The sequence below is a fragment of the Pedobacter metabolipauper genome (assembly GCF_004362715.1).
Lineage (GTDB): Bacteria > Bacteroidota > Bacteroidia > Sphingobacteriales > Sphingobacteriaceae > Pedobacter > Pedobacter metabolipauper.
The window spans coordinates 590,576-611,259 of record NZ_SNYC01000003.1 but is presented as its reverse complement, the minus strand read 5'-3'; the positions used below and the strand labels follow the sequence as shown (position 1 = coordinate 611,259).

Sequence of the window (20,684 nt, the reverse complement as noted above, 5' to 3'; positions counted from 1 at the left end):
CCTACCCGCTTTCCAAACTGATAGATCATCATAACAGATAAAAATATCAAAGCAATCTGGACAGCTTTATTGTTTAATAAGAAGCATGATCTTTCCATAATAATTAGTTTAGCTGATCAAAAATAACAAATATTTATAAAGAAAAAAGCAATTACGGGAGTTAAATATCAATATATTTATAGGAACTGCATGAGCTGTTGAATATCAATTTAATAGAAATATAATACAGCTATGAATTGAAAACAGCAGCTTTAGTTAGAAATTCAATAGTTCAGGTATTACGTCACAATTTGCAATATCTTTGCGGCAATGGAGTATTTTAAAAAGTTGCTGGATCTGTTGAAGATTGAGCGTGAAGAAGACCTTAGATCTTACCGAAGCCTTACCGAATCATCATCCGTTGCAGAGCGCAGGGCAAATGGGCTTTCCTGGTATCCCATAGCCATACGCGGCACAGAAATGAGCCGTGGTGATTATTTAACGGTAGAGATGGAACGGACTACCCATCAGGATCTCTCACACCAGTTTCGTTTTGGATCTGCAACCGTTCTTTTTTCCAATCATGACCCTAAACAAGACCGGATAGAAGGAACAGTAACACACATTCATGGCAGTAAGATTAAAATCACACTTCGTACGGATGAACTTCCAGACTGGACGCGGGACGGCAAATTAGGTATCGACCTCCTGTTTGACAGCAACAGCTATGATGAAATGCAGCAAGCACTGAAACAGGGCGAAGAAATTCTGGAGAATAAAATTTCATCCACCACAAACTTACCAAAGATCCTAACCGGACAGTACAAACCGACTTTTAAATCCGGCTTACCCCATTACCAGATCCCAAAATTAAATGCAAAGCAACAGGAGTCCGTTCATCAGATCCTGAATGCCAATGAACTGGCTATCGTTCACGGTCCGCCTGGAACAGGTAAAACCACAACACTCGTTCAGGCAGTTAAAGCCCTCCTTAAGCAGAACAACCAGCAAATCCTGGTTGTGGCACCAAGCAATACGGCGGTAGACCTACTTAGCGAAAAACTCGCAGAAGAAGGCTTAAACGTATTGCGTATTGGCAATCCATCCAGGGTATCCGAAAAAATGCTTTCCTTAACACTTGATCGTAAGATGGCCGGCCATGAAAACATGAAAGACATTAAAAGCTTAAAAAAACAGGCTGCAGAATATAAGAACATGGCACATAAATACAAAAGGAACTTTGGCCGTGCAGAACAGGAACAGCGGAAAGCATTGTTTAATGAAGCCCATAAAATTATGAAAGAAGCCGGTAATACCGAGCAGTACATCATAGACCAGGTGGTGGCAAAAGCCCAGGTAATAACCGCTACACTGGTTGGCGCAAACTATTACACCATCAGAAACCTAACATTTAACACCGTAGTAATCGATGAAGCCGGACAAGCATTAGAACCCGCTTGCTGGATCCCAATCTTAAAAGCAAGCAAAGTAATCCTTGCAGGCGACCACTGTCAGCTTCCGCCAACCATTAAATCAGCCGATGCTGCCAGAAAAGGATTAAGCACCACGCTGCTTGAAAAATGCGCCCTCCAATTTCCTGAAGCCGTAACGGTATTGGAAGAACAATACCGCATGAATGAACAAATTATGGGATATTCATCCAGGATATTTTATAATGACCAGCTAAAAGCACATGAAACAGTCGCACAGAGAACATTATTTGCCAGCGATAATCCACTATCCTTTATAGATACAGCAGGCTGTGCATTTGATGAAAAAGCAGAAGGAACTAGTGTAACCAATCCGGAAGAAGCCGTATTCCTGCTCAAACACCTCCGGCAATATCTTGCAGAACTGGCAGCGCATTATACATTAGCCAATTTCCCAACTATTGGAATCATATCCCCATACCAGCAGCAGATCAGGGTATTAAAAGAATTGGTATTGAACGATCCTGAACTGCAGGAATATACAGCTTACCTGACCGTGAATACGATCGATAGTTTCCAGGGGCAGGAACGCGACATTGTTTACCTGAGCTTAACCCGGAGCAATGCAGAGCGCAGCATTGGTTTTCTGGCAGATATCAGGCGGATGAATGTAGCCATGACAAGGGCAAAACAGAAACTGGTAGTGATTGGTGACAGTACTACCCTTTCCCGTTTGCCCTTTTATGCAGATTTTATCAGTTATGCAGATGGATTACAGGCCTATAAAAGTGCCTGGGAATACATGGCTGATTAGTTTGGGTCGGCAATCTCTAAAACGATCCTGCCGTCAATCTCGCCTTTTTTCATGTTTTCAAAAACGGTATTGATCTCTTCCAGTTTGGCACCATGAACATTGGCTTTTACTTTTCCTTCAAGTGCAAAGCCAATAGCTTCCTGCATATCTTTACGCGTACCCACAATAGAACCCCTAACCGTGTACCGGTTTAACACCGTTTCAAAAATAGGAAGGTCAAAACTACCAGGAGGCAATCCATTCAATGCAATGGTTCCCTTACGCCTTAGTGCAGAAATGCCTTGCTTAAATGCAATTGGCGACACTGCAGTAACCAAAACACCATGCATTCCGCCAGTTTCTTTTTTCAAAAACTCACCAGGATCATTCAGCCTTGCATTTACGGTTAAGTCGGCACCAAGGCGCTTAGCCAGTTCCAGTTTATCATCAGCAACATCAATAGCCGCCACATGAAGTCCCATGGCCTTAGCATACTGAACAGCAAGGTGCCCTAAACCACCAATACCAGAAATGGCAACCCATTCTCCGGGCTTAGCTTCCGTTTCTTTCAGCCCTTTATATACTGTAACACCCGCACAAATAATGGGTGCCATCTCTGTAAAATTGATATTTGATGGAAAATGAGCTACATATCTGGAATCAGCAATCAAATATTCTGCAAAACCTCCATCTACACTGTATCCACCATTATGCTGTGTTTCGCATAAAGTTTCCCAACCGGTAATACAATATTCACAGCCCCCACAAGCACTGTACAGCCATGGAACGCCAACAACATCTCCATCCTTTACATTTTTTACACCCTTACCTAACGCAACTACATAACCAATTGCTTCATGACCAGGAATTAAGGGCATCTTAGATTTAACAGGCCAGTCGCCAGCACAGGCATGTAAGTCCGTATGGCAAACGCCGCAAGAAATCACTTTGACCAGTATTTCATGTTCACGGGGCTCTTTAACCGGCATCTCTTCAATTGATAAGGGAGCGCCGAAATCATGGATCACGGCAGCTTTCATTGTTTTAGGTAACATAACTACAGTATTAAGGTTGAGTAATTTTTCAACTAAGTTCCTGTATATCAATCCAAAAAATAGTGATCAATATCACATTTAACCTTGAGCCTCATCAACAATCAAGGCCGGCATAAATTCAATATTTGCATTAGAAATTAATTACAACAGCCATGAAGGGAAAGCAGTTCTTCACCTTACTCCTATTCCTATTTGTACTCACATCAGGTTTTAAATACCGTACAAACGGACTAACTCCGGTAAAATGGATATTGAGTAAAGAATGCAGTTTAAAGGTTAATGGGAGTACCAACATCAATAAGTTTAGCTGTGTAATACCCAACTACGTTAAACCAGATACACTAATATTAAGCCGTGACAATGCTTCAGATGCAGTAAGGATCTCTGGAACAATGATCCTGGACATCCAAAGTTTTGACTGCCACAATGCGATCATGACCAAAGACCTCCGTAAAACATTAAAATCAGAACAATACCCAAAACTGAGCATTAAGTTTATCAGTTTAACGAGGTATCCGCTGAATACCGCGGGAGAAACTGAAGTAAAAGGAGCCGTAACCATAGAACTCGCAGGCGTTAGCAAACGATTTGATGTGGATTACAAGTGTATACCAGACGGAGCTAAAAACATAACCCTCATCGGAACCAAACAAGTAAACTTTTCAGACTTTAACATCACACCACCCCGCAAACTCGGTGGTATGATCAAAACCAATAACCAGCTCCTTGTAGAATTTATTCTTAAAGCAAGGATCCTAAATTAAAATATTATGAAGAAAATTATCATTTCAGGGTTGATTGCAGGAGCCATCCTATTCATTATATGCTATGGAAGCCTTTTCTTAACCGTTAGGTTCTTTCCGGAACTATTTTTCGAATACAACAACCCGCTCTTTAATTCTGATGGAAGCCGGGATCTCCTGTTCTATCTTCATGCATTCATCATCAGCTTTGCATTATCGTGGTTTTGGGATCGTTTTAAAAGCTTGTTCCATGGTCATTTTATACTTAGAGGAATAGAATTCGGACTGGTATATGCAGCAGTAGCTTTACTGCCTGTGATGTGGATTACTTTTAGCTCACTGGATATTACGCTGCTCATCGTTTGCAGCTGGTTCTTTTATGGATTGGTGCAGGCCATCATTGCAGGAATCGTGTTTGCAAAGATCAACCCTTAAAATCTTATGAACCGATAGCGGGGATGTTAGGCACGTATCCATTTAACAGACAAGATTCAGCATTTTAATAAACAGGATTCCAATATTTAATAAACAAGGCCCTGGCATTTCAAAATAACATCGATCCTTACAAAAATTGCGGGCTTCAACCCGCAATTTTTGCATTCAGACTTTTGCCGGAAAAATAGACACAAGCAAATCAGGCTTCAGAAAAACACAATAATAATGATTTGCATTACCGGCTTTAATTTACAACAATTACCTGCTCAAAAAATGCGGATGATAACCCGATATCGTAGTCTGCAGTCATATCGTCTGTTATAATAGCGCTAAGCTATAAAAACCACTAAATACCTAATAATCAGATATTTTTAATCTAAATAAAAGTGATGAAGATCACATATCCGGCTGTTTTAAATCATGCTTCACCCTATTAATATCTGGTAGTTTTGAGTATTGATAATAAACAATCAGATTATGAAAACCAATAGCTTTTTACACAGCAGTACGGGTACCAAAAGGAGCCTGATCTGCATCTTGCTGATCTCAGTACTATCTATTACCGGTCTGCAGGCACAAGTTTATAAACTAAGCGCGTCCAAAGACAACATCGTAAAAGTTTCAGGAACATCCAACGTACACGACTGGAAAATGACGGCAATGGATCCGGTTTGCGAAGCAGATTTCGGTGCCATCAGTGCTACCGATGGAATTCCAAAAAGTCTGAACGCATTAACCTTTAGCGTAAATGCAAAAAGTCTTAAAAGTGAAAGTTCTTCTATGGATAACCGGACCTACAAAACCATAAAAGCAGATACTTATCCAAAAATTAGCTTTAAACTAAGTAATGCCGTCATTACACCTACAACCAAAAACAAGTTCGCCATTAAAGCAACTGGCGCATTAACCCTTGCAGGAGTAACAAAAACCATTGTGATGCAGTTAACAGGCGAAGTGAAAGCCGATCAAACCATCACCTGTACGGGTGTTGAGAAATTAAAGCTGACTGAATACAGCATACAACCACCAAGCTTCATGCTGGGTGCCATGAAAGTTGGAGATGAACTTACAATTAGTTATAACCTCAACTTTAAAAAATAACCGCATCGATTTAAATTATACATAAAGTCATGAAAACTAAAACAACACTTTTCAAACTGGCAGCAGTGGTATTGGTTACCATCGGTGCATCAACAGCAGCTTACGCCCAATTGCCAAAGATAAATAACATCAGGCCTTACGATAAAAGCGGTATCAATGTATTTGAAGACCCAAAAGATTCAACTTATATGTTCGACGGACTAAAGGTTAAATTTGGAGCAGGGTTTACTCAGCAGTTTCAAAACCTGAAACATAAAAACCCGGGAGCTTTAAAAAACGATGTCGGTTCATTTGGTGGTGGTGTATCTACACCCGGAAATCGCTTAAAGGTCATTACACCAGGCTTTCAAACCGCACAAGCCAATTTATTTATGGATGTGCAGCTTGCAGATGGCGTTCGGTTGAACATTACCACCTACCTTTCTACCAAACACCACAATGAAACCTGGGTAAAAGGCGGATATATCCAGTTTGATAAACTGCCCTTCAAAGGAGCAGTATGGGAAGAGCTGATGAAAATAGCCACCATTAAAATTGGTCACTTTGAAGTAAATTATGGTGATGAACACTTTAGAAGAAGCGACGGCGGACAAGCGATCTATAATCCATTTATGGAAGGCAACATCATGGACGAGTTTGCAACCGAGATTGGCGGAGAAGTGTACCTTAAGAAAAATGGATGGTTTGGAATGATCGGAATGACCAATGGTATGATCAAAGGAAATGTAGATTCCCTTTACGCCAGTGCCAATCCGGACGGAGATTATCATAAATCACCATCATTGATCTTAAAAGGCGGAGTTGACAAACAACTTACCCAGGACATCAGGGTGCGTGTAAGCGGTTCCTATTACGGCAACCAAAGCAGCGGAAGCAATACCATCTTTGGCGGCGATCGTTCAGGTTCTAACTACCAATTTATAATGGAGCAAAACTCTGCCAATCCAAGCAGCACCACCGGAGCAGGTACACCACTTGCATTTTCAGGACGCTTTAATCCTGGATTCAGCAAAAAGATAAACACCTATATGCTCAACGGCTTTTTAAAAGTAAAAGGATTTGAATTGTTCGGAACATATGAAACTGCATCCGGACGCAATGCAAGAGAAACAGATACCAGGGATGCAAAACAGTTTGCCATAGACGGTGTGTATCGCTTTGGTAAAGCAGAAGACCTGTTCATAGGTGTTAAATACAATACAGTAACCGCACGTTTAGCTGATAATGCAGCAGGAACCGGAGCAGGGGCAATTGTTTACACCGGTGATGTGAAATTGAACAGAGTAGCAGCAGCAGCAGGATGGTTCATGACTAAAAACGTATTGCTAAAAGGAGAATATGTAGTTCAGAAATATAAAGACTTCCCTACCGCTGATTTCAGGTCTGGCGGTAAATTTAATGGCTATGTGATCGAAGCAGTAGTAGGATTCTAAAACCTGCTGCAGATCATTTAATTGAGACTGCCCATTGTAATCCGGAATCAAATTCGTGATCAGCAATGGGCAGCCTCATTTTTTTATGCCGTACCACCGTTAACGCCAATATTCTGTGCATTGATCCATTTTGCCGCATCACTGGCCAGAAACACCACCACCTTTGCAATATCATCAGATTCACCAATCCGGTTAAACGGAGATAAAGCAGCCAGGCGGTCAATCACCTCCTGAGACTTTCCATTGGTAAACAGTTCTGTATTTGTAGGGCCAGGAGATACTGAATTCACATTGATCCCCCTTGCACCAACCTCTTTAGAAAATATACGGGTTAACTGTTCAACAGCAGCTTTCGTAGCTACATAAGTACTGTAGCCAGGCAGCATCATCCGGTTTGCAGAAGTAGAAAAGTTAATCACCGTTCCGTGATCTGCCAAACGTGTGGCTGCTTCACGCATGGTGTTGAACGTTCCCTTTACATTGACGTTAAACTGCCGGTCAAAATCTTCGTCCGTCGTATCTTTCAATATACCAAAGATCATAATCCCGGCATTATTAATCAGCACATCAATACGGCCGTAATGATCAATCGCAGCATCAAAAAGGTTCTTTACCTGTTCTGAATTGCTAACATCGCCTTGAACAGCAATGGCATCTCCGCCGGATTCGATAATTCCAGCAACGGTCTGATCAGCAGCATCCTTTCCGCCTGCATAGTTAACAATTACTTTAGCACCTGCTTGAGCAAGCTGCTGCGCAATCACCGCACCAATACCTCTTGAAGCACCGGTAACTAAAATTACTTTTTCTGATAAAGTCTTCATATTTGTAAATATAGATACCATTGGCATCCCTGGCAAATACAAACGAAAAAAGTTGTTTCCTTTAAACCGATGATTTAAAAGAAACAACTTTTTGACTGTAAGATTGTATCTCCTGAAAGGTAAGCTACATCTTGAAATGAAAATCAATCCTGAATGGGTCGCGCCATTACTGGATTGATTATAATCTGGTAAATCAACCAAATAGTATTAGAGACTTAATTAACCCTGTTATTAGGAATAGACAACAGCGGAACATCACTCTGAGAAGCCATTGCAGTAGTTTTGCTCACGTGAATGATGGAATCCCAAAAGCTATGTTCGTGCGGAACCATCACCAGCAAATCAGCATGATAAGCCTTAACCTCAGCCCGGATCGAACTGATAATACCAAGACCTTTCACAATCTTAAACTTATAGCGGTTACCGTCAAGTAAAACTTTGAGGTTGTCTGTAGAAGTATCCCTCAGGATTTTTTTTTCAAAAGCTTCCTGACGAACAGAGAAAACTTCAACTTTGGCATTGATCCGTTCCAATACACTCCTTAACTGTGTCAGCGTACTATCTTTATACCGGTAAGCAGTATCACAGGCAAATAGCACCTTATTGATCTTTTTAAAACCAACAGCACCAGGAATAGCCAATACCGGATATTTAGCGCGCTTAATAACCGATGTGGTGGTATTGCCAAATAGCTTTTGCTCAATAGAATTACCGCGCATCCCCAAAACAAGGATATCAGCATCATACTTTGACATCAAACGGTCCAGCTCATCTTCAACGTCATAGGCTTCAGATTCACAAATCACCTCAATTGCGTAGTTGGAACTAATCTCCAGTGCAATGGTAATCAATGCACGTTTGTTTTTATCAATTAACGCTTGTATGGAGTTTGCAGACAGCAATGTATTTGCAGCATGTACGGGCAAAACAAAAGAATTAAAGAGCACCAGCTTTGCATTAAATTGTTTAGCAAGGCCGGATGCATATTTCACTGCATTCATCGCATTTTCAGAATAGTCAGTAGCGGCAATAATGGTTTTCATAATGGATATTCAATAGATTAAAATACAAAATCAAGATCTTCAGGCAGCACCAGCAAAGGGATCGGGGTGTGACTGGCTTGTTTCTTAGAATGACTGATATTAAAAACGATATTCAACAGGTTATTGCGGCGGTGTACCATAGCCAGCATATCAATAGCGCCAAATTCAGCTAGCCAGTCCAGTCCCCTGTCTACATCATCATTTAAAATATGCCGGTAATACACCTTAGGATAGTTAACCTTATCGGTAACCTCAGTCAGAAATGCATCAACTTCAGTTTTATGCTTAACCGTATCTTCATGGTCACTGCTGACATGCACCACCAATAACTCCGCATTAAAATAGCTTGCAAGTCCCGATAAAGCATGAATCGTATCAATATCTTCAATACTGAGGTCAGTTGCAAAAGCAATTTTATCTATACCCTTAAACACGGCATGCGGTGGAACAATAAGTACAGGAAACGTAGCCTTATCAATCATATCCTTACTATTGCTGCCAACAAAGAACCGGGTAAATATGCCCTTGGCAGACATTCCCATCACAACCATTGCAATTTTTTGATGATCGTCCAGCCCTGTAACCAGATCTGTTAATTCTCCGGCAGCAGCTTTACTGCTAATCAATGGATGATGAGTCGATGAGCCGGGAATTAAACGACCTTCAAAATCTATCTTGCTGGCCAGGAAATTTAACTCCCGACTGGTTTCTTCTTCAATTGTGGCATATTCATAAAGCGGCCAGACCACCTGTGATGACATCCCTCCTACACCAGAAGCTGTAAGAAATGAATGACACAGGGTCAAATTGGATTTTAAGGAAATGGCCATATTCAATGCGAACCGGGCAGCATTCTCTGCGGATTCGGAAAAATCTGTGGTGACTACAATCGTTTTCATAACTTGGTTTCTACGCAATAAATTTCGCAGTTACAAGCTGATTAAATAGTGAGCACGGTCACATTATGGATTGATATAAAACATCAATGCCGTTCTGCATGCTCCCTGATCACTTCATTTCGTAGCCTCAACAAACTTTCCATATACTTTTTCAGAATGATCCGGTCTGCGAGCTTGCCAAGAAAGCCCAATGGAGAAACATATTGAAATACGTCTGTCATTAATGTACCGCCATCCTTAGCTTCAAACCGATGTTCATGTTTAAATGATTTAAAAGCACCGCTCAATTGTTCATCAACAAAATAATCAGGTTTCTGGTATTCCGTAATTTGAGTAGTCAGCTTTTGGACAATACCGAAATGTTTAGCCTGCCAGGTAACCGTTTCATTTAATTCGATTAATCCGGATGTTTTTCCAGCAACAGCCCGCTCATTCGTTTGTTTTGTAGAAACAATATGAAGATCAATGCTCCGGGCGAGATCAAAAACCTCATGGGTATCTGCTAAAATAAAAGTCTCTAAGTGGATCGTTGGCATGTATAGCTTTAAAGATTACGCTAAATATAGGTATAATCGGATTAACCTTCAATGTTTGAATTCTGTAAGCATTGGCTTGAATTCTGCAAACGCCAATTCTATCCTTAGCGCTACTTTTGACCTGTCAAATAAAACAACTAATTATGGAAAATCAAAAAGTATGGTTTGTAACTGGTGCCTCAAAAGGATTAGGACTTACCTTAGTAAAGCAATTATTAGAACAAGGATATCAGGTAGCGGCAACATCAAGAAATAAAAAAGATTTGATTGACGCAGTTGGCAGTACGTATGGAAATAGATTCTTACCGCTTTCAATGAATCTGAAATCCGAAGAAAATGTAGCATCAGCTATTGAGAAAACGGTCGACTGGTTTGGAAAAATAGATGTAGTAGTAAACAATGCAGGTTACGGACTGGCAGGAAGCCTGGAAGAAATAACAGATGAAGAAGCACGTGAGAATTTTGAGATCAATGTATTCGGATCTTTGAACGTGATCCGTAAGGTAATGCCGCATTTAAGAAAACAGGAATCCGGCCACATCTTCAATATATCATCTGTTGGAGGATTTACAGGGGCTTTTCCAGGATTTGGAATATATTGCGCCACCAAATTTGCCGTTCATGGTTTTACCGAATCGCTGGCAGCAGAGGTTAAATCATTCGGAATTCACGCAACAGTAGTTTACCCGGGATATTTCAGAACCAGCTTTCTGGACTCAGGATCACTAAATGTACCTAAAAACCAGATAGATGCATACAAAGAGGTTCGGGAAGTACAGGCAGCCCATGAAAGTGAGATCAATGGAAACCAGCCAGGTGATCCGGAAAAAGGTGTAGCTGTAATCATTAAGATGGCAGCAGAACAAAATCCGCCATTACATTTATTCCTCGGACAGGATGCCTATGATATGGCCTACCAGAAAATGGCTGTCGTAAAGGATGCTTTAGAAACCTGGGAAGAAGTTGGAACCGCAACCGGATTTTAAACAAATTGGGAATGTATGCTTTATTTCATCAAATAAAGCATACATTACTACCTATGGCTACTTTTCTATTTATGATATCAGGAATTAACGTTCAAATCTCAGAGATCATGCTCATCATGCTGGCACTATTCGTTGTCTTTCTAGTGTTCAGAAATGTCGTGTTGCAACGAAGAAAAGCAAACCGGTAACTGGTATTTGCTTTTTATCAAATCTGGATACAACATCTATGTGTAGTATACCTTAAAAAAATCTTTACTATTTTTAAGGTATACCTGTAAAATAGTACAACTATTTTATAAGACAACAGCTTATTCGCATTAGCCCCCCGTTTGATAGAGTCACATACGCCATTAAACAGACGTAATCTTAAACTTATAACCTGATTTTTATTATTTATAACTAACGCTTATTTAGTATAAATCCAATAGCAATTACACAACGTATATATATACAATTTGATCTGAAATGTGTTATTATTTCAATAAGTTTATTAATTTCGATTACCGAATATAAACGAATTCATGAAATAGTATGCTGAAAACAGGAACACAGGCATTAGATCAAATAAATTTAAAGACGCTTTACAGCAAATACGGCGATATGCTGTTGGGTTATATCAATGAAGCAGTAAAAGACCAACAGTTAGCAGAGGAGTTACTCGTAAAAATTTTTAGTGACATTGCCATTCAATATAACAATATAGAGTGGAATATGAACAGCCATTGGGTTGTACTGCAGCACTTCGCAAAGAATTGGCTATTAGTATACCAGGAAGCAAGTAGTGATTGTGATCCCGAATTAAATGATAAGGGTGGATCTCAGCATAATTATCTCAATCGATTGACTGAGGAGCAAAAAGAAATATTCTGTGCAGCATACCATCACGGAAAATCTGTAGCTGCAATTTCAAAAGATTTAAATAAAACAGAAGAATCAATCCGGAAGGCTCTGAAAGAGGCTTTCGCCCTAATTAGAAAAGAAAGTGAAAATTAACGACTACATTGAAAGCGGAATACTGGAGTCATATGTATTGGGTTCAGCCTCCAGGCAAGAAGCTGAAGAACTTTTGAATTTAAAGGATCAATATCCAGAAATACAAGAGGCTCTTTCGAGTTTAGAAAAGGATATGGAGCGTATTGCGCGACACTCTGCAATTACCCCTCCCCCAAATTCATGGGATAAAATTGAAAATCGCATCAATGAGATTGTCAATAGATCAGAACCACTCCCTTTAGAAGTATATTCAAAAGGAACGAACGATAAAGAGGAAAAAACTAAACCACAGGAATTTATAGAAGTACAAGGACCTTCCAGTCACATGAGGATTCATAAGACCTGGAGACTGGTATTTGCTGCAGTATTTGTTCTTGGAAAAGTATTCCTTTGCTTTGCAATTTATTATTACCTGGAAAGCCGTCAGGCTAAACTGGAGATTCAGGAACTTAAATCAGAGCTGAGAACGATTCATCAAAAATAAAGGCGTTTAAAACGATAACAGGAAAGGTTCCGGACAGTAGTCTGGAACTTTTCTCTTTACAGATAAGATTGTGGCCGGGGTTTTGTAATCATCGTAAGGTATTTAAACAATCTCTTACCCATGAAAGAAAGCTCCCTTATTACACGCTCATCGTTCTCGACACGCTCTACGTTCTCGACACGCTCTACGTTCTCGATGTTCTCAATGTTCTCATCCGTCATTAAGTTATTGACAGTATCGGTTTGTATGCTGGCCCTATTTTCCTGTTCAAAATCAGTCGAGCAAAAGCTGGAAGATCTTGAAAAGGAACAACTTGCCTTTGAGAAGAAGATAGATGGCATTAAGGATACAGCCATTAGAAACCAGGCTAAACAATTTGGATCCATGCTCTTCTGGTTCAAGAAGATTGACATTGAAAATCAAAAGCCACCAACAGATACTTCATATGAAGAAAATCCATTTGTTATTTTGGGGGATTATCCAACGATGTCTGGTTTAACAAACAATTTCCTCAATGGAATATTAATTGAAAACAATGGCGACATGAGCACGAAGAATGAGCTCAAGGTACATTACCCGTTTACATTTCCATTTGAACCAAAAATTACCTGGAATACAGTTCAGTTTAACAACAACAGTAACCTGCCTGTAAAATCAGAATACCTGGAAGGAGACCAGCAAATTCAGGTCGTTAAGTCAGAATACAATAACGATAATAATGTGTCTGTATATTATCCGGAAAAGGAAACGCTAAGAACAATAGAGCCGACATTCTTAAGTGGAACAATAGAAGCTACAATTCCTAAAGCCGTGCTTCAGTTTAAATTTACAAACAATGAGACCGGCGATACGAAAGAGCAAAATGGAATTAAGGTAAAGCTGGTAAGTATAAAAGACCACATGGTTACAGTGGATGTAACTACTGCCGGCCCTACCGACCCATCAGTGGATCCAGATAAAATAGATCTGATCAAGGTGATGGCAACGGACAAGACAAACAAATTTTTGGATCATAGCGGATCCTCTACCGGCCCTGAAGATCTGATGGACTTCTTCCAGGATATTCTTGAAAAAATAATGGACCATCCTGAAGATGTTAAGAAGCTGGAAAAGGAAATGGAAAAGATGCAGAAAGAGCACGAAGAAAAGAATAAAAACCAAACCCATTACCGTGCATTTTTCAGGGGTTCAGTAGAAGATGTGGTGGTTTATATCTTTGATTACTCAAAAGCAACAAAACTAAAAAAAGCATTAAAATTGCCGGCATACTCATTCAGCAACAGTTCAGATGGCAGACCCATTGCTAACATCGCTACAACTACTACGGTCTACGACCGTTCCCTGGACGATCTTCTAAAACAGAAAGCAGAACTAACCCAGGGTGAACTTAGCAAAGAAATAAAAATTGAACAAAAACCGTATTCCAAACCAAATAAAGCCGGACAATATGAAGAAAAAGCACAATTCAGCTTTGAATATCCCAAATTGCTCAGCACCCTGTTCATGGATGATTTTAGACGGTATGAATCTTTAACAAATGTCTCCTTCTATGAGGATAAAGGCGGCAGCAAACTCATTAACATACCGAAAGATTCCATTGATTATAACAACGGCGAAGGTTATATAGAGAATCCATGGGTAGAGTTTCAGGTAAACCGGGTTGAGTACAATCCGGCAAAGTTCCCGGTAAAGCCAAAACTGGCCAGAGGGGTTATTAAGGTCATGCTGGCAGATATTAAGAAAACTAGCTATGCAGTCAATAAATTACCGGCGGGCATTAAAGTGAGCGGTAACAAGCTGATTATCGATGGCAATTTGGTAAACACCAATAACAGCAACTTTTATGTAAAGGATAAAACCGGGAAATATTTAAAACAGATTACAACACTCACCAACACAAAGGGAGATGGATTTGATGTAGACAGAACAGTAGTTACGTATTACTATGGAGTGCCGCATACCATAGAACGCCTGGAACAAAGTGACCTGAGAACAGTAGATCATAGCTTTGAAATTGTATTAACCGAAGAGGTTAAACAAGCCAGAGACTAAGAAGTATAATATCAAATAACAGAACGAGCCCGATATTTTTATCGGGCTCGTTCTGTTTAAAATCTAATAAGCCTGGTAACAGCATAAAGCACTTTGACTTAATAATTAACCTTCGTTGATCCAGTTTTACAGATTTATCACATTATAAAGATTAAATCAACCATTAAAAAACCTTAAGAAGTGTACTGAAGAGTAAATTAAGCCGGTAATTCGTTCAATACAGGAGCGCCTCCCCTGCCAAATACAAAAACAATACATTTACCATTATTCTCTGCAATGGCCTGTTTCATGGCTGAACTCAGATGCATAAAACGAATCTCTTTGCGATAAACTTCCTCATTAAATGTAAATTCTAAAGGAAGCAATTCAGCAAGGATCTTATCCCCTGTAAAAGAAGGTTCAAATAAACGGTCAATTATTTTACGGATTTCTGCATCAGGCTCCTCCTCTAAATTACTGATCTTATCAGCAACAGCTTCAATAAAATCAGCATTATGCCTGAGCGCACCCGTAGTATAAATACAGTAATAGGTTTCCGACTGATCGTTACCATATACCTGCTTAGCCAAACAAACCGGAACATCATCCAAGCGCGCTAAAGATTCGCCAATTGAAGATTTAAACATACGGATCATCACGATCAAACTAATTACGATTATAGCTATACAAACCATCAAGTAAGTTCTGCTCGATGCATCTACGCCAGACATACTATAAAAATAATAAGCGCCAAAAGCACATAAAGCAATAATGACCAACGGAATAGCAACTAATTTGTTCTGTCCGAGGCTGCCTGCAACAGCATACCGCTTTTTAAGTTCTGTCTCTTTTTCAAGATCAATCAGGAGTTCTTCAGTAAAAATCATGGATTTAGCTTTAATTTATATTTAATGTATTTTCAATTAAAACAACAGACCCGCAGGATTGTTGGGATTCTGTGGTATAATAATTGCAACATCAATAAAATTAACGAACGAGAAGATCAACCAATGGCCAAAGAAATTAAAGCGATTAAATGCCCGCAATGTTCAAGCACATCGAAGACAGAAATTAAACCAGAAATATACCGCTGTAATAACTGCCAAACCGAATATTATCTCGATAACGATGACATTACCGTCAACTACAACCACAACCACAATTCAAATACTACTAAGCCTATACTTAATCCGGGACAGACTAAAAATTTAATTACCGGCATTGTCATATTTGTGGTGGCGATGGTTCTGTTGAGTGTGTTGATCAGCGTCTTTTCCGTATCCCAAAATGATGGGTCCGTAGTCTCAGAAACGGAACAAACAGAACAGAAAGAAAAAGTACAAATACCATACGCAGAGATGAACATAGCCAGTTTTGTGTTCAGTCAGCCAGCAACCGGAGACCCTATAGTCATGTACATTACGCACCGTGATTACAAAGACTCCCTGGATGTTCAAAAAACAGGGATCTACTTCGCATTCCATAATCCGGTAAAGAAGAAATTAATAAAAGAAATAAAACTGGGAGATGAGATAAAGACCCGTGATTTTAAAATCCGGACCTTCTCAGATGGCAACGTATATCTGCTTGGAGACAGCAAGTTATACAGACTGGAGAAAGATGGTCTTAAAGTGATTGAGGCCGGAAGAAACTACTTTAGCGCACAGCCAAAATTTGAAGTTGGGATCGCAAGCGTCTATTTTGACTCCAAAGAGCACGGAGATGCCCTGGTCATAAATACCAATGACGGAAAGAAGTATTATTACTATCCACTGATCCAAAAAGTATATAAATCCACAACAGACGACCGTGCAAGGGCAGAATGGGGATTTAAAAACCTGCTTCCTGTGGGTAAGAAAAAGGTATACCACCTATTCAGCGAAGAAAGTTCAGACTTTCCCGAGGAGAAAATCCAGCTGCTAAAGGTAACCTATTTAGACAATGGACCCGGACCGAAGAAAATACTGGATCGCATGTCCTGGTTCAGAGATTACTACGCTGCCGGAGGTAATGGTTTTTATTCCAGTAATGATCCCTATGTCAAATCACTGTTTGGCGTTTACAATGAAGCTTCATGCCGGATTTTAAGTGCAAAGGACCTGACGCCCGACAGAGATTATTTCTATGCGAAAATCGCCTATGAAGATGATAACAGCCTGCTGATCCAAATGAAAGGAGATGCAAGTCCGGAAAAAAACTATAAACTGCAGAAGATCAACATTCAAAATGGAAAAATTGAATGGACAGCAGATTTGCCGGCCTGCTGCCTCCTCGAAAACCTGGTTAAGTTCAAAGACGGCTATATCGGATCTTTGAACAAAAACGAATACACACAGTTTGATCTCAATGGTAAAGTAACCGGTAAGTACACTGTAAAACTGCTGGAATAATATCTTACTTAATCTATAGTTGCGTGTGCATCATCAGATTTCAAAACGCCCATCTTTCCCTGAACAAGCATCGCATGGAGCACCTCAGTTGAAAAACCATGCAGTAAAAGCCGGAACGCTGCCCCTGCTGTAGGCAATGGGATCATCGGATGTTTATTATTCAGCGCAATTAGCTTTTCCGGACAATCCATAATCGTAGCAGCATATACACCGATCACCTCATCCAGCTGCAGTGAATTTGTAGCCCTCCAAAAATCATTATCCGTAAGGTAAAACTGGTAAACCGGGGTAAACAGTTCAATGGCAGTACCCAAATCAATGAAGTTACTCCAGCCATCACGGAATTCCGAAAAAGGAATAGGGCCTTCTGAAATGGCGGTGTAATTGGGCCTGTCCTTCTTAACTATTTTCAGTCCCTTATCTGCAATGGCATGATTCAGGTTAATGATAAAATTATACAGGTTAAGATCATGTTCCAGAAACAAATTATCCTTTACATCATTCACAGACAACGGCTTAAGCGGGTTCATTGGAATATCTTCTGCACCTTCAACATTATCCTTAATAAACCTCAGTACTTCAGATCCGAGATAGAAATGTCTTAAGATCACGAAGTTTGCTTCCGGCGTAATGAAATACTTCATCCCCCAGTATAAGCACTTATGAAGCATCCTGGGAGCATTGATCAAATTGGGAATAAAGATCTTAAACAGCTGCATTAAAACGATGGACAAGCGGGCAAATACCTTGGCAACCGGATACAGGAACTGCCTGCTTTTGGTAGAAGAATCATATAGAAATGCCGCCTTGGCATCCGGGTTAAACGGAACGCTTTTATCCAGGTACAGGGCATGCCAGTGACTGGGGTTACGCGGCTCATTAACCATTTTTTCAAAATAATCTCTTTGATGTAACATGATCGTTCAGTTAAAAATTATCTAATTCTTCCAGCTGCAAGGTATAAAGTTTAGCCACAACCTTCGCCGTTTTAACTATTTTTTCAGCCATCTCCCGCGTTAACAGATCCGATTGGATGGCTTGCTCAAAACGCTCGAAATGATTATCGTTGCTGTCGCTGGATTCATGGTAGATAAAGAAAGAAACCTGGTCCTTATCCAGGTTAAGCTGCTGTTGGATGGCCCTGCCCCATTTGCCGGATACCCGGTTGCCTAAACCTTCAATGATAAACATACCGCCGAGCAGATCGAAAGGGTTCGGCTGACTGGCCCTGTGAAACATGTAGGCACTCAGTGCCTCACTGCCAATATTCTTATTTCCGGTAAGGATCTCAGATTCTAGTCCCCCGCAATTGATGTAGTTCTTCTCCAGGATCTGGTAATCACGGTGTTCATCAGATGAATGCCGGATAAATGCAGAACGCACCGGAAAGTGTTCCATACTCACATTAGATGCAGCACGGGCAATCCATTGCGATCCGTCAATTACCTGCTGACGCAGATTTACCAGCAACCGTTTATATTCTTCCAGTGAAAGCTGACCCTTAAAGATCTTTTTAACCACAGGCACCTGCTGCAACCCGCGTTCAAAATCAAACCAAACACCCGTAAGCTGACGCACCAGCCATTCCTGAACCGGCTTGTCCTGCACCCGGATCTCCGGTGCTTTAATTTCATCGATCTGTTCAGTAAATCCTAAACCATCACCCGAACCGGTAACTGTAAGCATCATAAATCCGGTAATGAACCTGCCGCTTTCGGGAACCATACAAAGCACTTTCTGACCAGCTTTAAGCTTACCGCTTTTCATCAGTTCATCCAGCATCACAAAAACAGAGGCAGAACCAATGTTGCCCACAGTATACAAATTGGTAAACCATTTTTCAGGAGCTATCTCCACCCCGCCCTTCTGCAGCAGGTCAATGATCTGTGGCTTAAAATGATGAGAGGAATAATGGCATACGAGCCAGTCTATATCCTGGGGATCAAAACTACCCGCATCAACCATCTCAAAAAAACGCTGAATACCAATCTTCACAATATGGTCAACCTGTGCCATGTCCTGTTTAAGGTTCAGCGCACCAGCGGTATTGGCTTCAGCAATGGTATCGTAATCCAGCCAGGTCTTAAGTACAGAACCATCCGTTTCCTTATTTGTACCCGTATACATACACAATTCATAAGCATGCGCATAAGACTTCAGGTCAATCCAGTCAATTTCCAGTGAAAGCCCTTGTTTTGAAGCCTCATCCTGTAGCAGCATTGCTCCGGCACCATCACTCAGCATCCACCGTAAAAAATCAATCTCTATCGGAAGCGTTGCATTTTCTGCGCTAAAGGCATGCTGACCGGCAAAGCGTTTGGACTTAAACATCCGGCTTGGCAGTTCTGCAGCACAAGCTACTGCATTGTGTGCAGTGCCAGACTTAACCTGCAGATACGCATTCTGAATCGCCATCATACTTGCCGCACACACGCTTTGGTGTGATGCAATTCCACAGCGTCCAATACCGCTTTCAGCATGAACCATGCTTGCAAAACCCGGAACCGGCAAATCGCTTTGTGTCGTTGCAGTGCTCAGCATCTCGACTTCATCATATCCAAGACTGCTTGCATTCAAACAGTCCTTAACCGCAAGAGCAGCCATTTCATAAGCTTTATGGGTTGTATTCTGATTGGTATCCAGCGCATAATACCTGGTTTTAATACCATTTTTGCGTAAAAATATCGCTTTAGTACGAGAGGGAACGTCATTAAACAATCCAAGAAAGCTTTCCATGTCGTCATTAGCCACAGGGGCATTGGGCAGAAATGAGCCTGTCGAAGTAATATATACTTTATTCATTTATATGGATTTGTGTGTGGTTTTAAAAAGAGTGTCAAGCCAGGGCAACAGGAAACCCAGATTACCCCTGCCCCGTTTATGGTGCATGCTGTGACGGTAAGAAAACTTAAGAATATGTTCAGGAGCATGCGCACTGAAAAAATCGTAATTGCAGTGCCCAAGCAAGTTAATGACCAGGCTCATTATGGGAAGAGAAAGTATCGCCGCAGTCTGAAATGGATAAACCAATAATGGGAACACGATTACAGTACCCAGTAAAAATGCTTCAATCCAATGAAAACTGAACGTAGAAAATACCGTAGGTTCTTTGGAATGGTGATGAACCCAATGAACCCTTTTCATCATAAACCTGGTATGCAGTAAATAATGGCATCCGAAAAAGTGAATTTCATTCCATAGAAAAAGCAGTACGATCTGCAGAAAGAACCAGCCGTTTAGATCGTAGCTGATGTTAAACCAGCCAAACAACAGCCCCTGCTGAATAATAATACCCTGTAAGCTAAACACAAAGATAGAGCGCATGGACTGCCAGATCTCTTTACGAACCTGATCAGGATATTTATAATGGTTATCAACCATAACCAGTCCCCGGCTTCGTTCCATATACCTGAATATCAAAATTCCAGTTAAGGTAACCGACCAGTATAACAGGTTAAAAAATACTAATAGGGAAATAAAGGCATTATACCAGGTGTCAAAAGTCCAGCGGAATAAAGTTTCGAGCATC

The 20,684-nt window shown here is 40.5% G+C and carries 19 protein-coding genes; 10 read left to right on the top strand and 9 right to left on the bottom strand.

Annotation, left to right across the window (positions count from 1 at the left end; all coding sequences use genetic code 11):
• Nucleotides 1–309 precede the first annotated feature (309 nt).
• The gene (locus ATK78_RS02715) at nucleotides 310–2,223 is read left to right on the top strand and encodes an AAA domain-containing protein (RefSeq protein WP_133574514.1); all 1,914 of its coding nucleotides are present in this window, start codon (nucleotides 310–312) and stop codon (nucleotides 2,221–2,223) included.
• On the opposite strand, the gene adhP is transcribed toward ATK78_RS02715, so the two are convergent.
• Complete coding sequence (gene adhP, locus ATK78_RS02710; RefSeq protein WP_133574513.1) at nucleotides 2,220–3,257, bottom strand: alcohol dehydrogenase AdhP; 1,038 nt, start codon at nucleotides 3,255–3,257, stop codon at nucleotides 2,220–2,222. The genes ATK78_RS02715 and adhP overlap by 4 nt on opposite strands.
• A 152-nt stretch (nucleotides 3,258–3,409) precedes the next feature.
• Here adhP and ATK78_RS02705 point away from each other — a divergent pair, with 152 nt between their 5' ends.
• The 4 genes from ATK78_RS02705 (at nucleotide 3,410) to ATK78_RS02690 (ending at nucleotide 6,969) form a co-directional block, all read left to right on the top strand.
• Nucleotides 3,410–4,021 (top strand): YceI family protein, encoded by a 612-nt coding sequence (locus ATK78_RS02705; protein ID WP_133574512.1) that lies wholly within the window; start codon nucleotides 3,410–3,412, stop codon nucleotides 4,019–4,021.
• A gap of 6 nt (nucleotides 4,022–4,027) precedes the next feature.
• Nucleotides 4,028–4,435: a hypothetical protein gene (locus ATK78_RS02700; RefSeq protein WP_133574511.1), complete on the top strand. Its 408-nt coding sequence runs from the start codon at nucleotides 4,028–4,030 to the stop codon at nucleotides 4,433–4,435.
• Nucleotides 4,436–4,912: 477 nt separating this feature from the next.
• Nucleotides 4,913–5,536: a YceI family protein gene (locus ATK78_RS02695; RefSeq protein ID WP_133574510.1), complete on the top strand. Its 624-nt coding sequence runs from the start codon at nucleotides 4,913–4,915 to the stop codon at nucleotides 5,534–5,536.
• 29 nt (nucleotides 5,537–5,565) lie between these two features.
• Complete coding sequence (locus tag ATK78_RS02690; protein ID WP_133574509.1) at nucleotides 5,566–6,969, top strand: hypothetical protein; 1,404 nt, start codon at nucleotides 5,566–5,568, stop codon at nucleotides 6,967–6,969.
• Between the two features lie 83 nt (nucleotides 6,970–7,052).
• On the opposite strand, the gene ATK78_RS02685 is transcribed toward ATK78_RS02690, so the two are convergent.
• The 4 genes from ATK78_RS02685 to ATK78_RS02670 all read right to left on the bottom strand — a co-directional run bounded on the left by ATK78_RS02685 (nucleotide 7,053) and on the right by ATK78_RS02670 (nucleotide 10,271).
• Nucleotides 7,053–7,793 carry an SDR family oxidoreductase gene (locus ATK78_RS02685; RefSeq protein ID WP_133574508.1) on the bottom strand — a complete coding sequence of 247 codons (741 nt, stop codon included), beginning with the start codon at nucleotides 7,791–7,793 and terminating at the stop codon, nucleotides 7,053–7,055.
• 215 nt (nucleotides 7,794–8,008) lie between these two features.
• Complete coding sequence (locus ATK78_RS02680; protein WP_133574507.1) at nucleotides 8,009–8,836, bottom strand: universal stress protein; 828 nt, start codon at nucleotides 8,834–8,836, stop codon at nucleotides 8,009–8,011.
• Between the two features lie 17 nt (nucleotides 8,837–8,853).
• Nucleotides 8,854–9,735, bottom strand: coding sequence for a universal stress protein (locus ATK78_RS02675; protein WP_133574506.1), 882 nt, complete (start codon nucleotides 9,733–9,735; stop codon nucleotides 8,854–8,856).
• Nucleotides 9,736–9,818: 83 nt separating this feature from the next.
• Nucleotides 9,819–10,271 (bottom strand): SRPBCC family protein, encoded by a 453-nt coding sequence (locus ATK78_RS02670; protein ID WP_133574505.1) that lies wholly within the window; start codon nucleotides 10,269–10,271, stop codon nucleotides 9,819–9,821.
• 143 nt (nucleotides 10,272–10,414) lie between these two features.
• Here ATK78_RS02670 and ATK78_RS02665 point away from each other — a divergent pair, with 143 nt between their 5' ends.
• The 4 genes from ATK78_RS02665 (at nucleotide 10,415) to ATK78_RS02650 (ending at nucleotide 14,786) form a co-directional block, all read left to right on the top strand.
• The gene (locus tag ATK78_RS02665; RefSeq protein WP_133574504.1) at nucleotides 10,415–11,257 is read left to right on the top strand and encodes an SDR family oxidoreductase; all 843 of its coding nucleotides are present in this window, start codon (nucleotides 10,415–10,417) and stop codon (nucleotides 11,255–11,257) included.
• Nucleotides 11,258–11,788: 531 nt separating this feature from the next.
• On the top strand, nucleotides 11,789–12,250 hold the full coding sequence (locus ATK78_RS02660) for a sigma factor-like helix-turn-helix DNA-binding protein (RefSeq protein ID WP_133574503.1): 462 nt from the start codon (nucleotides 11,789–11,791) through the stop codon (nucleotides 12,248–12,250).
• On the top strand, nucleotides 12,240–12,734 hold the full coding sequence (locus ATK78_RS02655; RefSeq protein ID WP_133574502.1) for a hypothetical protein: 495 nt from the start codon (nucleotides 12,240–12,242) through the stop codon (nucleotides 12,732–12,734). Before ATK78_RS02660 ends, ATK78_RS02655 begins: the two co-directional genes overlap by 11 nt.
• A gap of 120 nt (nucleotides 12,735–12,854) precedes the next feature.
• A complete protein-coding gene (locus ATK78_RS02650; RefSeq protein ID WP_133574501.1) occupies nucleotides 12,855–14,786 on the top strand; it encodes a hypothetical protein in 1,932 nt (643 codons plus the stop codon).
• 197 nt (nucleotides 14,787–14,983) lie between these two features.
• On the opposite strand, the gene ATK78_RS02645 is transcribed toward ATK78_RS02650, so the two are convergent.
• Nucleotides 14,984–15,652: a hypothetical protein gene (locus ATK78_RS02645; protein ID WP_133574500.1), complete on the bottom strand. Its 669-nt coding sequence runs from the start codon at nucleotides 15,650–15,652 to the stop codon at nucleotides 14,984–14,986.
• A 24-nt stretch (nucleotides 15,653–15,676) separates the two neighbouring features.
• On the opposite strand from ATK78_RS02645, the gene ATK78_RS02640 reads away from it, so the two are divergent.
• Nucleotides 15,677–17,155: a hypothetical protein gene (locus tag ATK78_RS02640; protein WP_166664804.1), complete on the top strand. Its 1,479-nt coding sequence runs from the start codon at nucleotides 15,677–15,679 to the stop codon at nucleotides 17,153–17,155.
• Between the two features lie 8 nt (nucleotides 17,156–17,163).
• On the opposite strand, the gene ATK78_RS02635 is transcribed toward ATK78_RS02640, so the two are convergent.
• From ATK78_RS02635 to ATK78_RS02625, 3 genes are read right to left on the bottom strand one after another with little or no spacing between them, the layout of a single operon-like run.
• On the bottom strand, nucleotides 17,164–18,072 hold the full coding sequence (locus ATK78_RS02635) for a DUF6999 family protein (RefSeq protein ID WP_133574498.1): 909 nt from the start codon (nucleotides 18,070–18,072) through the stop codon (nucleotides 17,164–17,166).
• 10 nt (nucleotides 18,073–18,082) lie between these two features.
• A complete protein-coding gene (locus tag ATK78_RS02630; RefSeq protein ID WP_133574497.1) occupies nucleotides 18,083–19,957 on the bottom strand; it encodes a beta-ketoacyl-ACP synthase III in 1,875 nt (624 codons plus the stop codon).
• A complete protein-coding gene (locus tag ATK78_RS02625; RefSeq protein ID WP_133574496.1) occupies nucleotides 19,958–20,683 on the bottom strand; it encodes a sterol desaturase family protein in 726 nt (241 codons plus the stop codon).
• Nucleotide 20,684: the final 1 nt, after the last annotated feature.